The organism is Mesorhizobium sp. WSM4848 (genome assembly GCF_055811375.1).
In genome coordinates this window covers 135004-148954 of sequence record NZ_JBVVPX010000005.1, presented here as the reverse complement: position 1 = coordinate 148954, position 13951 = coordinate 135004, and the positions used below count along the sequence as shown (strand labels likewise).

Below are 13951 nucleotides of genomic sequence, written 5' to 3'. Positions count from 1 at the left end.
CCTAGAGAACCGCCACCGACAACAGAAGGATGAACCCGACCGCCATCATCAGCAGGCCCGGCCAGTTCTGCGACAGGCCGAGGAAACCGAGGCCGCGCCGCCGCGGCTCAAGTGTCGGGCCTGGCGTTGCAAGATTTGGCGTCGAGCGATCCGGCGCCGCGCGAGCAGGCGCCGGGTCGCTGAGCCGCCCACGCCATAGGGCTGCGCCAGCCATGTAGACAACGCCAGCGACGATGAGCAACGCGCCAATCAGGACGGCAGCCATTTCTCCTCACTCTTCTTTAAGCTCCTGCGCCTGGAACAGCAGCTTCAAGGGCTGATAGCGAGGCGTTCGCGACATCGCTCGCCTCGCCCGCTGAGACAGAACGGTCAAGACGCCGGCAGGTTCCCGCGAGCGGGATGCGTCCGAATTGAACAAATTGAACTGGCATCCGCTCTATCTATTCGTGTTAGCCGCATTCTGCGACGCCAAGTGATTCCACTTGGCTGCAAATTGCTCGGGATGACCATCAGCGAATAGGCGACAGGTCTGTCAGCCGAAGTCCGAAGGCGGCACCTTCTCGCCTTCGCGCTTGGCGCGCCTGGAATAGGCGCGGATGCTGAGCGGCAGGAAGAGCAGATAGCCGGCAACCGACGCCGTCAGCGTGTACCAGGGATAGGTCATCAACAGCAGGATGTAGAGGACGACACCGAGGATGATCGGCAGCACCTTGTCGCCCGGGACTTTCAGGCTTTTTCCGGAATAGACCGGCAGCCGGCTGACCAGCAGGAAGGCTATCAGAACGGTGAAACCGGCGGCGATGAAGGCGGCAGGGCGGGACGGCTCCACGCCAAGCCGCAGGAAGTACAGGTAAAGCGGCAGCATCACCAGCACGGCGCCCGCCGGCGCCGGCACGCCGACGAAATACTCGGTCTGCCACTGCGGGCGATCAGTTTCTTCGTCGAGCACGTTGTAGCGAGCGAGTCTCAGCCCGCAGGCGATGGTGAACAGGAGCGCCGCAATCCAGCCCGGCGAGCCGGCCTGGTCGAGCAGGAAGGCATAGAGCACCAGCGCCGGAGCTACGCCGAAATTGACGATGTCGGCCAGCGAATCCATCTGCGCGCCGAATTTGGACGTCGCCTTCAGCATGCGTGCCAGGCGGCCGTCGATGCCGTCGAGGAAGGCGGCCAGCAGCACCATCACCACTGCCGGCTCGAAGCGGCCTTCGAAGCCGAAGCGGATGCCCGAGAGGCCGGCGCAGATGGCGAGCACTGTAACGAGATTGGGCAGCACCATGCGCATCGGAATTTCACGGATGCGCGGGCCGCCGCTGCCATGCGCCTCGAATTTTTTGAACGGCGCGCCCACGGCTCAGGACACCCGCACGAGCGGCGTTGCGGCAATGCCGCCGAATTCGGCCAGTATGGTTTCACCACCGACCGCGGTCTGGCCGACGGCGACACGCGGTGTCGCGGTCGACGGCAGGAACACATCGACGCGCGAGCCGAAGCGGATCAGCCCGAAGCGCTCACCGATGCCGATCGTGCCTCCGGTCTCGGCCCAGCAGACGATGCGCCGCGCCACCAGGCCGGCGATCTGGACCGCAGCCACCGTGCCGTTGGGGCTTTCGATGACCAGGCCATTGCGCTCGTTGTCGGCACTCGCCTTGTCAAGTGCGGCGTTGAGGAACTGGCCAGGGCGATGCTCTATCCTTGTGATGCGGCCGCGCACCGGAGCCCGGTTCACATGGCAGGAGAAGACGTCCATGAACACCGAGATGCGGGTCATCTCGCCGCGGCCGAGGCCAAGTTCGCGCGGTGGCACTGCCGGACCGACGGCCGTGATGATGCCGTCGGCCGGGCTCACCACCAGCCGGTCGTCGACCGGCGTGACGCGCTCGGGATCGCGGAAGAAATAGACGCACCAGGCCGTCAGGATGAGGCAGACCCAGAACAGGATCGAAGAGAAATAGCCGAGGAAAAGCGTCACCGCTGCGAAGGCAGCGATAAACGGATAGCCTTCGCGATGGATCGGAACGAACGTTTTCTTGATCGTGTCGACGAGGTCCATGGAATGGAAACAGCCTAGTTTCAGGTCCGGCCTCAATAGCGGAAACACCCTGTGGCCGCAACGCGACAATGAGGGAACGCCGGATCGGGGCATTCTCGTCCGCATCAGTCGATCGCGGGCGTTGGAAGGGGTCCAATTCGCCTGTCCAAAAGAGCATGACTGTTGTCGGGGCGAACCGGTCTCATGCGTCCTTGGAGATACGGGCCCTATCAAAGCGCCCGCCGAACGAAAGCTGGAGGCAAACAAATGCTGTCGCAGAAATCAGCAGCAAAGGAAGCGCGGGTCGTGATGAACGGTCTGGCGTTCGGCGAATCGCCGCGCTGGCATGATGGCAGGCTTTGGTTCTGCAACTGGGGAACCGGCCAGATCATCGCCGTCGATGCCGACGGCAACAGTGAGATCATGCTCACCGTGCCGGCCACCCTGCCCTATTCGGTCGACTGGCTGCCGGACGGTCGCCTGGTCGTCGTCTGCGGGCGTGAGGGGTTGGTGCTGCGGCAGGAAGCAGACGGGACGCTGGTCACCCACGCCGATCTGCGACACCTCTCAGGGAACGCCTGGAACGAGATCGTCGTCGACGGGCGCGGCAACATCTATGTCAATGGCGGTGGGCCAGCGCCGGTTCCCGGCCAGCATTTCGGCCCCGGTACCATCGTGCTGATTGCACCGGACGGGTCCGTGCGGCAGGTGGCGGACAAGATCGCCTTCGCCAATGGGATGGCGGTGTCGCCTGACAACAAGACGTTGATCGTCGCCGAGTCCCACGCCAACAGGCTGACCGCCTTCGAAATCGCCGCCGATGGCAGCCTTGCCCACCGGCGGCGATGGGCCGACCTCGGCAACGGCTTTCCCGACGGCATCTGCCTCGATGCCGAAGGCGCCATCTGGTATGCTGACGTCCCCAACCGGCACTGCGTGCGGGTGCGCGAGGGCGGGGCGATGCTCGACAGCGTCGATGCCGATCGCGGCTGCTTTGCCTGCATGCTCGGCGGCGCCGACGGCAAGACGCTGTTCATCGTTGCCGCCGAATGGCGCGGCTTCGAGCACATGATCAGCGATGCGCGCACCGGCCAGGTGCTCAGCATCGAGGCTTCCGCACCGGGCGCTGGCTGGCCGTAAGGGCTACGACACCTCGGAGGGGCGGCGGCGGACGACGACGCCGAACTCGTCGCGCTCGCGAGCAATGCGCAACCGCTCCTCGGCCTCGGTTGCCTCACGCTGGCGGTCCCACATCGACGCGTACAGGCCGGCCTTGCGCATCAGGGCGGCATGCGTGCCGCGCTCGGCGATCTGGCCGTCCTGCAGCACGATGATCTCGTCGGCCGAAATCACCGTCGACAGCCGGTGGGCGATGACGATGGTGGTGCGACCTTTGCTGACGAGGTCGAGCGCCGCCTGGATCTCCTGTTCGGTATGGCTATCGAGAGCCGAGGTCGCCTCGTCGAGCATCAGGATCGGCGGCGCCTTCAAAATGGTGCGGGCGATTGCCACGCGCTGCTTCTCACCGCCGGACAGTTTCAGTCCGCGCTCTCCGACCATCGAACGGTAGCCGTCGGGCAGCCGCTCGATGAACGGCCCGATCTGGGCGAGTTCTGCCGCCTTGCGCACATCCTGCTCGCTGGCATCGACGCGGCCGTAGCGGATGTTGTAGGCGATGGTGTCGTTGAACAGCACGGTGTCCTGCGGCACCATGCCGATCGCCGCGCGCAGGCTCTGCTGAGTCACGTCGCGAATGTCCTGGCCGTCGATCAGAATCTTGCCGCCCTGAATGTCGTAAAAGCGGAACAGCAGCCGGGAAATGGTCGACTTGCCGGCGCCCGATGGCCCGACAATGGCAACCGTCTTGCCGGCCGGCACTTCGAAGCTGATGCCTTTCAGGATCTTGCGGTTGGGATCGTAGGAAAACTGCACGTCGCAGAACTCGACCTTGCCGGAGCCGACGACCAGCGGCTTGGCACCCGGCTTGTCGACGATCTCCTGCGGCACATCGAGCAGATCGAACATCTGCTCGATGTCGGTCAGGCCCTGGCGGATTTCGCGATAGATGAAGCCGATGAAGTTGAGTGGCACCGACAGCTGGATCAGCATGGCGTTGATGAAGACGAAGTCGCCAACCGTCTGCGTGCCAGCCTGCACCTCAAGCGCCGAAAGGCACATGACGATAACCGTGCCGAGACCGAAGATGACGCCCTGGCCGAAGTTCAGCCAGCCGAGCGAGGTCCATATCCTGGTGGCGGCGGTCTCGTAGCGCGCCATCGAACGGTCGAAGCGCTCGGCTTCCATGCCCTCGTTGTTGAAATATTTGACCGTCTCGAAATTGAGCAGCGAGTCGATCGCCTTGGTGCTGGCATCGGTGTCGCTGTCGTTCATGTCGCGGCGAATGACGATGCGCCAGTCGCTCGCCCTGATGGTGAACCAGATATAGAGCCAGACCGTCACCGCCACCACAGCCACGTACTTCCAGCCATAGGTGACCGCGAAGATGCCGGCTGTCAGCGCGAATTCGAGGATGGTCGGCAAGGTGTTGAGCACTGTGAAGCGGACGATCGTCTCGATGCCCTTGGTGCCGCGCTCGATGATGCGCGACAGGCCGCCGGTGCGGCGCTCGAGATGGAAGCGCAGCGACAATTGATGCATGTGGACGAAAGTGCGGAAGGCGAGCTGGCGCACCGCATATTGCCCGACGCGGGCAAACAGCGCGTCGCGCAGCTGGTTGAAACCGAGCTGCACCAGCCGCACGACATTGTAGCCGATGACCAGCATGACTGGCGCCAGCATGAAGGCCGGCAGCGGCGGCACCGACTTGGCGTCACCAGCCAGCGCATCGGTCGCCCATTTGAAGAAGTAGGGACCGGCAACCAGTGTCAGCTTGGCGACGACCAGAAGCACGGTCGCCCACGCCACCCGCGCCCGCAGGTCGGCACGGTCGGCCGGCCACATATAGGGCCACAGATTGCGCAATGTCTTGAAGGTCGAGCCAGAATCGGCGGAGACGGTTTTTTCGGCCATTTTATCGCCTTTTCGTATTTCTTATTGCTTGACCATGATCTTTTCCGAAAACCGGCTTCCACTCTTCGCAGACGCGGTCCTTCGGTTCGGGATGATGGTCTAGCGGCCGGAGCAGCACGAATTGACCAGTGCGGCCAGCGATGCGGAAACATCTTCGAGCGCATCGCTGTCGACTTCATAGCGCGAGCGTTGCCGATCCGGCTCGTAGCGGACGAGCCCGGCATCGACCAATATCTTTAGGTGCTGCGAAACAGTGGACTGCGCCAGGTCGAGATGGTCGACGACCTCGCGGCAGCAGCAGGAGCGGCTGGCCGAAAGGTGCCGGAGAATTTCGATCCGGGTCGGATGCGAAAGCGCGGCGAGCTTCGCGGCGACGGTCTGGCTGTCGGAGAAGCCGCAGGTCTTCTCGATCAAGGGAGCGCTCATCGTCTATCGGCGATAGACGATGAATGAACTTTCCGCAAGAGCCCGCTAGAGAAGAAAAGGATTTCTAAAGCGCGTCGCGTTCGACCAACCTCATGCGACGCGCTTTAGGTTGTTGTTTTACGCATGTCGTTATCGCAAAACCGCTGCACACTTTTGCGCGACATGCATTAGTCGGCCTTTGTCGGGGCCGTCGTCATCTGGTCGCCCATCGCCTTGAGGTTGGCGGCTTCGCCTTCCTGCGATTTTTCGGGAACCTTGAACACCTGCCCCGGCCAGATGCGGTCGGGATTCCTGATCTGATCCTGATTGGCGAGGTAGATGGTCGAGAAACGAACGCCTTGGCCGTAGACGCGCCGCGAAATCCGCCACAGCGTATCGTGGCGGCGGATGATAACGGCGCTGTCGGCGTGTTCGAGCTTCGGCGCCGCGGTCTCGGGCACTTCAGTCGGGGGCGTCGCAGCCGCCACATCGGCTGGCGCCTCGGCTGCGGGCGCCGCCGGCATGGTTGCCGGCGCGGCCGGCTTTGCCTCGGCAGGCGCCACGGCGGCGATCGACTCGCCCGGCTCGCGCTCGAACGGCACGGCGGCACGGGCCACCACCTTGACCCCGTCGGCATCGAGCGCATCGACGTGGATCGTATAGGTGCCGACCGGAATGTTGCGCGTCGCCTCGACCAGGAAATGGCCGTCGGGCGAAGTCTTCGCGTCGCCGAGCAAGATATCGTTGGCATAGGCGCGCACCTTGCGGCCGGGGTCGGCGAGCCCGGCGACGAAGATCTTGTTGCCGTCGATCTCGATCGCTTCGACGACGACCTTTGGCCCTGCAGCTGGTGTTGCCGGTGCGGCCGGCCCGTCCGGCGCGGGGGCGGCTTCGACAGTGCCTGGCGCCGTGGCGGCCGGTGCGCCTGGGGCTGGTGCTGCGGCAGCGGGGTCCCCGGCAGCCGACTCCTCGGCAGACGGGGCGGCCGCCTTGTCGCCGGCAGGCGGCGATTCAGGTTTTGCCTCGGGTGTAGGAACGGTGAGCAATTCGGAGGCCTTGCCCGGCTCCTCGATCATCGCCAGCACCTGGCCAGCGGGACTCTTGGGAATCGAGACGATAGCCGTCTGCGACGAGGGGGTCACGACATTGCCGGTCATCGAGCGCAGCGCGATCGTGTAATCGCCGGGTTTCAGCGGATCATCGAGAACGATGGCAAAAGCGCCATCGCCACCGGCGACAGTCGAGCCGAGAACCGTCGAACCGTTGAGAATCTCGACCTTGGCGTTGGGTGCGGCTTTGCCGGCGACGACAATAGACCCCTTGATTTCGACCCGAACGATGTCGAAAGTCGGCGCAATCGCATCGGCCGTGGCCGGCGCTGCCGGTGCCATCGCACCAGCGGCAGGCGCCGGCGGCGGCGATGCATCGGTCGCCGGCTCGGCCGGATTCTCCTCCGGCGGCGTCAGCGATGCCACTTCCGCCGGCGGCGTGCGATTGAGATACGGATCGAGCGCGCCCGACACATAGGCGGTTCCCGCCGCGGCGACGGAGCCGCCGACGACGAACAAAAACGCCTTCAAAGGATTAATTGCCATATTTCCCTGCCCTTAGCCACCTAATGCGGTCTAGCCTGTTTTGCCCAAGCCGACAAGAAAAAGGGGTCGACGAGAAAAGTGGGCCGACAAGAAAAAACCCGCCCGGGCTTGACCGCGAATAAAGACCCAATCACCAATCATCTCATGAACACGATTCGATCCATCTGCGTCTATTGCGGCTCGTCTCCTGGCCGCGATGTAACCTATGCCAACGCCGGACACCTGCTTGGGCGTTCGATCGCCAAGTCCGGCCTGCGTCTGATCTATGGCGGCGGCACCAGGGGCATCATGGGAGCCGTCGCCGAGGGCGCAATGCGGGCCGGCGGCAAGGTGACTGGGATCATTCCGAGCTTCCTGATCAACAGGGAGGCCACCGAAACCGCGCTTGACCGGCTTGACGAGCTCGTCATCACCGAAAACATGCACGAGCGCAAACATGCGATGTTCGAGAAATCCGACGCGTTTGTGGCGCTTCCGGGCGGCATCGGCACGGTCGAGGAAATCATCGAGATCATGACCTGGGGCCAGCTCGGCCATCATCGCAAGCCGATCGTCTTCGGCAACGTCGGAGGATTCTGGGACCCGATGCTGGCGCTGCTCGACCATATGATGGCCGAAGGCTTCATCCACACCGCCCAGCGGGTCAGGCCGCTGGTGGTCGATGATCCGGAAGCGATCGTCGCTGCCATCATGGTCGCGGGATCGTCGGTCGACGCACCGACCGAAGGCGTGCAGTCGGTGATCGACAAGCTTTAGGCTATAGGGGAGTAGGGCAGTAAGTAGTGAATGGGGCGCGGGATGAGCGGCAACCGTTACACGGTCGCGCGAAAATCCTCGATGACAGTGCCGGCAGCGCGCGCCTCCGCTTCGTGGTTCGGCTCGCGCCACGCCTCTGCAAGGGCTGCCGCGTACCATTCGCGCATCGCCGGCAGAGCCAGCAATCGCGCCGGATAGGTGGCAGCTGCGCCCTCGAAGGACAGTCCGTAGGACTGAACCCTAAACGCCACCGGGGCAAAGAAGGCGTCAACGGCAGTGAAGCGATCGCCAGCCAGGAACGGTCCGCCGAAGCGGCGCAGCCCATCGTCCCAGAGATCGCCGAGACGAAAGAGGTCGTGCTTCAGCGCATCCGACATCGGCACCGGCGCGACGCGGACACCGCAGTTCATCGGACAGGAGCCGCGCAAGGCGGTGAAGCTCGAATGCATTTCGGCCGCTGCCGACCGCGCCCAGGCTCGCGCCTTCGCGTCGTCAGGCCAGACGCCAGCGTGGCGCTCGGCCAGATATTCGCTGATGGCAAGCGAATCCCAAACTGCCCAGCCGTCGTCAATCAGGCACGGTGCGAGGCCGCTGGGCGAGAACGGCCGGTAGAGGCTCCAGCTCGATCCGGTCGGAAACGGTGTCAGCCGCTCCTCGAAGGGGATGCCCAGCTCTCGCATCAGCACCCATGGCCGCAGCGACCACGAGGAATAATTCTTGTTGGCGATGTGCAGCACGTACATCGAATATCCCTCGCTCTAACGCATTGCCGGCCGGATCTCGCGGCCGCGGAACATCGACCAGGAATAGATCGCCAGCGCCGCCCAGATCAGGCCGAAGGCGATGGCCTGGGTGCTGCCGAAGGGTTCGCCGAAAATCAGCACGGCGATCAGGAACACAATGGTCGGCGCGATATACTGCATGATGCCGATGGTGGAGAGACGCAGCAGCTTGGCCCCGAAGCCAAACAGCAGCAGCGGTATGGCGGTGACCGGGCCGCAGCCGATCAGCAGTGCGGTATCGTTCAGGGAACTGGAGACGAAATGGTCCTGCCCGGTGGCGATGAGGAAGATGATGTAGCCGAGCGCCGGCACCGATAGCAAAAGCACTTCAAGCAAGAAACCCTGGCTCGGACCGATCGGCAGCGTCTTGCGGAAGAAGGCGTAGGCGGCAAAGGAAAACGCAAGCACCAGCGACACCCAGGGCAGCTTGCCGGCGTCGATCGTCAGCACCGCGACCGCGATGGCCGCCAGCACCACCGCCGCGATTTGCAGCCGGTCGAGCCGTTCGCTGAGCAGCAGCGCGCCGACGACGACGCTGACAAGCGGGTTGATGTAGTAGCCAAGCGCGGTCTCGATGGTACGGTCGACCGCGATGGCCCAGACATAGATGCCCCAGTTGACCGAAATCAGCGCCGCCGTCAGCGCCGCCATGGAAATGATGCGCGGCGAACGCAACGCCGCTTTGAAATCCGCCGTGCGGCCGGCCCAAATCAAAACGGCCGCCGCGATAGGCACCGACCAGACGATGCGGTGCGCGATGACTTCGGCCAGCGGCAGATGTGCGACCGCCTTCATATAGAAGGGCAGCAACCCCCACAGGAGATAGGCGCCCAGCGCCAGCAGGAATCCACGCCGGGCCTTTGAGTCTGCTTCGAGCCGAATTGCTTGCGTGGCCATGGCCCAACGCTATGCGCCAGCCGCCGGCCCAAGACCATCGCAAAGTTCTGATGGATCAATGGACTTTCGCTGATGGTTCAATCCTACTCCGCCGCGACCAGCCCGGCCATGTCGCGGTTCTTCATCAGCTTGTAGACGATCGAATCCATCAGCGCCTGGAACGAAGCGTCGATGATGTTTTCTGAGACGCCGACCGTCCACCAGCGGGCGCCGGTCGCATCGTGCGATTCGATCAGCACACGCGTGATCGCCTCGGTGCCGCCATTGAGGATACGCACCTTGAAGTCGGCAAGCTCGAGGTCGGCGATCTCGTTCTGGAATTTTCCGAGATCCTTGCGCAGCGCGATGTCGAGTGCGTTGACCGGACCGTGCCCTTCCGCCACCGACATCTTCTCCTCGCCGTCGACCAGCACCTTGACGATCGCCTCGGAGACCGTCTTCAGCTGGCCATTGGCGTCGAAGCGGCGCTCGACCATGCAGCGGAACGAGGTGACGCTGAAGAATTCCGGCAGGCCGTGCAGCATCTTGCGCGCCAGCAGCTCGAAGCTGGCGTCGGCGCCTTCATAGGCATAGCCCTCGGCCTCGCGCTCCTTGACCACTGATATCAGCGCGTCGAGCCGGTGGTCGTCTTTCGGCATTTCGATGCCGCGCCGTTTCAACTCGGCGAGGAAATTGGCCCTGCCGCCCTGGTCCGAGACCATGACCCGGCGGCGGTTGCCGACCGCTTCCGGCGGCACGTGCTCGTAGGTGGCCGGCTCCTTGGCCAGCGCCGATGCATGGATACCGGCCTTGGTGGCGAAGGCGGAAGCGCCGACATAGGGCGCCTGCGCTTCCGGCGCGCGGTTCAGCAATTCGTCGAAGGCGCGGGAAAGTCGCGACATGCCGGCCAATGCTTCGGCCGAGATGCCCGTCATAAAACGGTTGGAGAAGGCCGGCTTCAGCGCCAGCGTCGGCACGATCGAGATCAGATTGGCGTTACCACAGCGCTCGCCGATGCCGTTCAGCGTACCTTGGATCTGGCGCACGCCGGCCTCGACGGCGGCCAGCGAATTCGCCACGGCCTGGCCGGTGTCGTCATGGGCATGGATGCCGAGATGGTCGCCCGGTATGCCTGCCTCGATGATCTTCTCGACGATGGTGCGCACTTCCGACGGCTGCGTGCCGCCATTGGTATCGCACAGCACCACCCAGCGCGCGCCGGCGTCGTAAGCGGTCCTGGCGCAAGCCAGCGCATAATCGGGATTGGCCTTGAAGCCGTCGAAGAAATGCTCGCAGTCGACCAATGCTTCCTTGGCTGAGGCAATCGCCGCTTCGACTGACGCCTTGATCGCCTCGAGGTTTTCCTCGTTGGTGCAACCCAGGGCGACGCGGACATGGTAGTCCCAGCTCTTGGCGACAAAGCAGATGGCGTCCGACTTCGACTGGACCAGTGCGGCAAGGCCTGGATCGTTCGAGGTCGACACCCCTGCCCGCTTGGTCATGCCGAAAGCGACGAATTTGGCACTGGCCGTGCGGTGCTCGGCGAAGAAAGCGGTGTCGGTCGGATTGGCGCCGGGATAGCCGCCTTCGATATAGTCGACGCCGAACCCGTCGAGCAGCCCGGCGATGGCGATCTTGTCCTCGACCGAAAAGTCGATGCCCGGTGTCTGCTGGCCATCGCGCAGTGTGGTGTCGAAGAGATAGAGGCGCTCGCGGCCCATGATCATTTCCCCGCAAACTTATCCGTCGCCCGGATCAGCCGGTCGAGGATGCCCGGCTCCGAATAGGCATGGCCGGCGCCCTCGACCAGGTGGAAGTCCGCCTTCGGCCACGCCTTGTGCAGCGCCCAGGCATAGCGCGCCGGGCACGGCATGTCGTAGCGGCCATGGACGATGGTGCCGGGGATGTCCTTCAATTTGAAGGCATCACGCAGCAGTTGCCCTTCCTCGAGCCAGCCAGCATGGACGAAATAATGGTTCTCGATGCGGGCGAAGGCCATGGCGTAATCGTCTTCGCCAAATGGGCTGCTGGTTTCCGGATCGGGCAACAGCGTGATCGTCTCGCCTTCCCACAGGCTCCAGGCGCGGGCGGCCTGAACCTGCGCCTTGCGATCGCTGCCGACCAGCCGCTTGCGATAGGCGACCATCATGTCGCCGCGCTCGGCCTCAGGGATCGGCGCCAGGAAGCGCTCCCATTTGTCGGGAAACATTTCCGAGACGCCGAACTGATAATACCATTCGAGCTCCGCGTGCGTCAGTGTGTAAATGCCGCGCACGACCAGTTCGCTGACCCGCTCGGGGTGCGTCTCGGCATAGGCCAGCGCCAGGGTCGAGCCCCACGAGCCGCCGAACACCAGCCATTTGTCGAAGCCGCACATGTCGCGCAGGCGCTCGATGTCGGCGATCAGATGCCAGGTGGTGTTGGCCTCGAGCGAGGCGTTTGGCGTCGACTTTCCGCAGCCGCGCTGGTCGAACAGGATGACATCGTAAAGCTTCGGATCGAACAGCCGCCGGTGCTTTGGCGAAATGGTGCCGCCTGGTCCGCCATGCAGGAACACGGCCGGCTTGGCGCCCCTAGTGCCGGAACGCTCCCAATAGACCTGATGGCCATCGCCGACATCGAGCATGCCTGACTCGTAGGCCTCTATCTCCGGATAGAGGGTGCGCAGGTCACTGCTCATAATTTCAGGCCCTGCTGCGGCCAGTTGGCCGTCTCGTGATCCGGATGCTGGAAGGAGATGATCGATTCCTGCCTTGTGTAGTAGTCGGGATCGTCATGGACCGGCGCGTCGAAGATCTTCTCCACCCAGGGCAGCCGGGCGGCGTAGTTGACCTGGATCTGCGGTGCGAGGTCGGAGCGATCGTCAAAAGCGCCGATGGCGATCTCGAGCCCGCCGGGCTGCCTGTAGGTCAACGGCGTGCCGCAGCGGGCGCAGAAGCCGCGATCGATGTTGACCGACGACTGGAAATAGCTTGGCTCCTCGCGCACCCATTCGACGCCGTCCTTCGGCACCGTCACCAGCGCGCCGAAAAAGGAACCGAACTGTTTCTGACACATGCGGCAATGGCAGATGGAAGGGCGTCCAAGCGCCCCACGAATGCGGAAACGCACGGCGCCGCACTGGCAGCCACCGGTTCGAACGGTTTCGGTCATGATCTTTCCTCCGGCGGCCATTGTTCGGTGTCGTGGTCGGGGTGCTGGTGAGAGACGAGATCGGCGAGATAGGAGGACGACGAAATATCGGCCATCGTGTCCTCGCCAGGCAATTCGTGGATGTGATCGACGTAGGGGAGTTTTGCTTCGGTGCCCCACTGGACGGTCGGCGCGATCTCCTCCGCATGGTCGAATGCCGCGATGGCGAGTGCGATGCCGTCGGGCGCCTCGAAAGTCAGCGGCGTGCCGCAATCGGCGCAAAAACCGCGCCACGCGGCGTTGGAGGAACGAAAGCGTTTGGGCGCGCCGCGCGTCCAGTCGAGTTTTGCGCCACGCACTGACACCAGCGGCAGGTAGAAATTGCCGCTTGCTTTCTGACACATGCGGCAATGACAGACGGAGGCGTCGCCCAGCGCGCCTTCGACACGGAAACGCACGGCGCCGCACTGGCAGCCGCCTGTGTAGACCGGTCTGTTATCCAGGCTCATTGCTTCGCTCCGGGGCATGGCAGACGGCTTCGATATTGTTGCCGTCGGGGTCGAGGACAAAGGCGCCATAGTAGTTCGCGTGATAGTGCGGACGAAGGCCCGGCCCACCATTATCCTTGCCGCCGGCGGCGATGGCGGCGGCGTGGAAGGCATCGACCTCGGCGCGGCTGCGCGCGGTGAAGGCGACATGCTGGCGATCCTTCGGCTTGTCCTTGCCTTGATGCAACCAGAACACCGGCCGGTCGCGGCCATAGCCGCCGACCTTGGCGCCACCAGTGTATTCCTGCGGCACCATGTAGAGCAGCGAGGCACCGAGCGGTGCCATCGCCTTGTCGTAGAACGCCTTCGACACGTCGAAATCGGAAACGGTGATGCCAAGATGGTCGATCATGGAACTACCTCCCTCGCTGGTTCGCCGGCCGGCATTTCGGCAGTGGCCAAGCCGGCTTCGATCACGATGTGCTGGCAGACATTGTCGATATCGCGGATGACGTCGTCGTTCCAGAAACGCAGGATGGTCCAACCGCTGGCCTTCAAGCAGGCGCTTCGTGCCTCGTCACGCTCGACGTTTTCGGGATCCGCGTGCTGGCTGCCGTCAACCTCGACGATCAAGCTGTGTGTCGAGCAAGCAAAGTCGATGATGTAAGGTCCGATCAGCACCTGCCGGCGAAAGCTCATCCCCATCAGCCGATGGGCGCGCAATTCGTTCCGAAGCTTCAGCTCGGCATCGGTCATGACACGACGCATGGATTTTGCATTCTTGCGCTGGCGCGATGGAACGAGGTCGTGACCCATCAAGCACCCTCGCCTTCGCGATTGGCGAATTCATCGACGACA

The 13951-nt window shown here is 63.7% G+C and carries 16 protein-coding genes; 2 read left to right on the top strand and 14 right to left on the bottom strand.

Features of this window, described 5'->3' with window-relative positions; all coding sequences use genetic code 11:
* Position 1 precedes the first annotated feature (1 nt).
* From AC0L16_RS07475 to AC0L16_RS07465, 3 genes are all read right to left on the bottom strand, one after another.
* The gene (locus tag AC0L16_RS07475; protein ID WP_473619905.1) at positions 2-265 is read right to left on the bottom strand and encodes a hypothetical protein; all 264 of its coding nucleotides are present in this window, start codon (positions 263-265) and stop codon (positions 2-4) included.
* A gap of 267 nt (positions 266-532) precedes the next feature.
* On the bottom strand, positions 533-1348 hold the full coding sequence (locus AC0L16_RS07470) for a CDP-alcohol phosphatidyltransferase family protein (protein WP_023800727.1): 816 nt from the start codon (positions 1346-1348) through the stop codon (positions 533-535).
* A gap of 3 nt (positions 1349-1351) precedes the next feature.
* Entirely contained in the window at positions 1352-2050 is a 699-nt protein-coding gene (locus AC0L16_RS07465; protein ID WP_473619904.1) for a phosphatidylserine decarboxylase, read from the bottom strand.
* 246 nt (positions 2051-2296) lie between these two features.
* On the opposite strand from AC0L16_RS07465, the gene AC0L16_RS07460 reads away from it, so the two are divergent.
* A complete protein-coding gene (locus AC0L16_RS07460; RefSeq protein ID WP_473619903.1) occupies positions 2297-3169 on the top strand; it encodes an SMP-30/gluconolactonase/LRE family protein in 873 nt (290 codons plus the stop codon).
* 3 nt (positions 3170-3172) lie between these two features.
* On the opposite strand, the gene AC0L16_RS07455 is transcribed toward AC0L16_RS07460, so the two are convergent.
* The 3 genes from AC0L16_RS07455 to AC0L16_RS07445 all read right to left on the bottom strand — a co-directional run bounded on the left by AC0L16_RS07455 (position 3173) and on the right by AC0L16_RS07445 (position 7059).
* Positions 3173-5059 carry an ABCB family ABC transporter ATP-binding protein/permease gene (locus tag AC0L16_RS07455; RefSeq protein ID WP_473619901.1) on the bottom strand — a complete coding sequence of 629 codons (1887 nt, stop codon included), beginning with the start codon at positions 5057-5059 and terminating at the stop codon, positions 3173-3175.
* A 99-nt stretch (positions 5060-5158) separates the two neighbouring features.
* Entirely contained in the window at positions 5159-5485 is a 327-nt protein-coding gene (locus AC0L16_RS07450) for an ArsR/SmtB family transcription factor (RefSeq protein ID WP_473619900.1), read from the bottom strand.
* A gap of 167 nt (positions 5486-5652) precedes the next feature.
* A complete protein-coding gene (locus AC0L16_RS07445) occupies positions 5653-7059 on the bottom strand; it encodes a LysM peptidoglycan-binding domain-containing protein (RefSeq protein WP_473619898.1) in 1407 nt (468 codons plus the stop codon).
* Between the two features lie 144 nt (positions 7060-7203).
* On the opposite strand from AC0L16_RS07445, the gene AC0L16_RS07440 reads away from it, so the two are divergent.
* Entirely contained in the window at positions 7204-7815 is a 612-nt protein-coding gene (locus tag AC0L16_RS07440) for an LOG family protein (RefSeq protein ID WP_473619897.1), read from the top strand.
* A 56-nt stretch (positions 7816-7871) separates the two neighbouring features.
* Here the strand turns inward: AC0L16_RS07440 and AC0L16_RS07435 are convergent, their stop codons facing one another.
* The 8 genes from AC0L16_RS07435 to AC0L16_RS07400 form a co-directional block, all read right to left on the bottom strand.
* Positions 7872-8558, bottom strand: coding sequence for a glutathione S-transferase family protein (locus AC0L16_RS07435; protein WP_473619896.1), 687 nt, complete (start codon positions 8556-8558; stop codon positions 7872-7874).
* A gap of 15 nt (positions 8559-8573) precedes the next feature.
* On the bottom strand, positions 8574-9494 hold the full coding sequence (gene rarD, locus AC0L16_RS07430) for an EamA family transporter RarD (protein ID WP_473619894.1): 921 nt from the start codon (positions 9492-9494) through the stop codon (positions 8574-8576).
* A gap of 83 nt (positions 9495-9577) precedes the next feature.
* Positions 9578-11194 carry a citramalate synthase gene (gene cimA / locus AC0L16_RS07425; RefSeq protein ID WP_473619893.1) on the bottom strand — a complete coding sequence of 539 codons (1617 nt, stop codon included), beginning with the start codon at positions 11192-11194 and terminating at the stop codon, positions 9578-9580.
* Positions 11195-11196: 2 nt separating this feature from the next.
* Positions 11197-12153 (bottom strand): prolyl aminopeptidase, encoded by a 957-nt coding sequence (gene pip, locus AC0L16_RS07420; RefSeq protein ID WP_473619892.1) that lies wholly within the window; start codon positions 12151-12153, stop codon positions 11197-11199.
* On the bottom strand, positions 12150-12626 hold the full coding sequence (locus AC0L16_RS07415) for a GFA family protein (protein ID WP_127313523.1): 477 nt from the start codon (positions 12624-12626) through the stop codon (positions 12150-12152). The genes pip and AC0L16_RS07415 overlap by 4 nt, the downstream gene beginning before the upstream one ends.
* Positions 12623-13114: a GFA family protein gene (locus AC0L16_RS07410; RefSeq protein ID WP_473619891.1), complete on the bottom strand. Its 492-nt coding sequence runs from the start codon at positions 13112-13114 to the stop codon at positions 12623-12625. The genes AC0L16_RS07415 and AC0L16_RS07410 overlap by 4 nt, the downstream gene beginning before the upstream one ends.
* Positions 13101-13505, bottom strand: a complete 405-nt coding sequence (locus AC0L16_RS07405) for a VOC family protein (RefSeq protein WP_473619890.1) — start codon at positions 13503-13505, stop codon at positions 13101-13103. Before AC0L16_RS07405 ends, AC0L16_RS07410 begins: the two co-directional genes overlap by 14 nt.
* Complete coding sequence (locus tag AC0L16_RS07400; protein WP_473619889.1) at positions 13502-13909, bottom strand: endonuclease domain-containing protein; 408 nt, start codon at positions 13907-13909, stop codon at positions 13502-13504. Before AC0L16_RS07400 ends, AC0L16_RS07405 begins: the two co-directional genes overlap by 4 nt.
* Positions 13910-13951 lie beyond the last annotated feature (42 nt).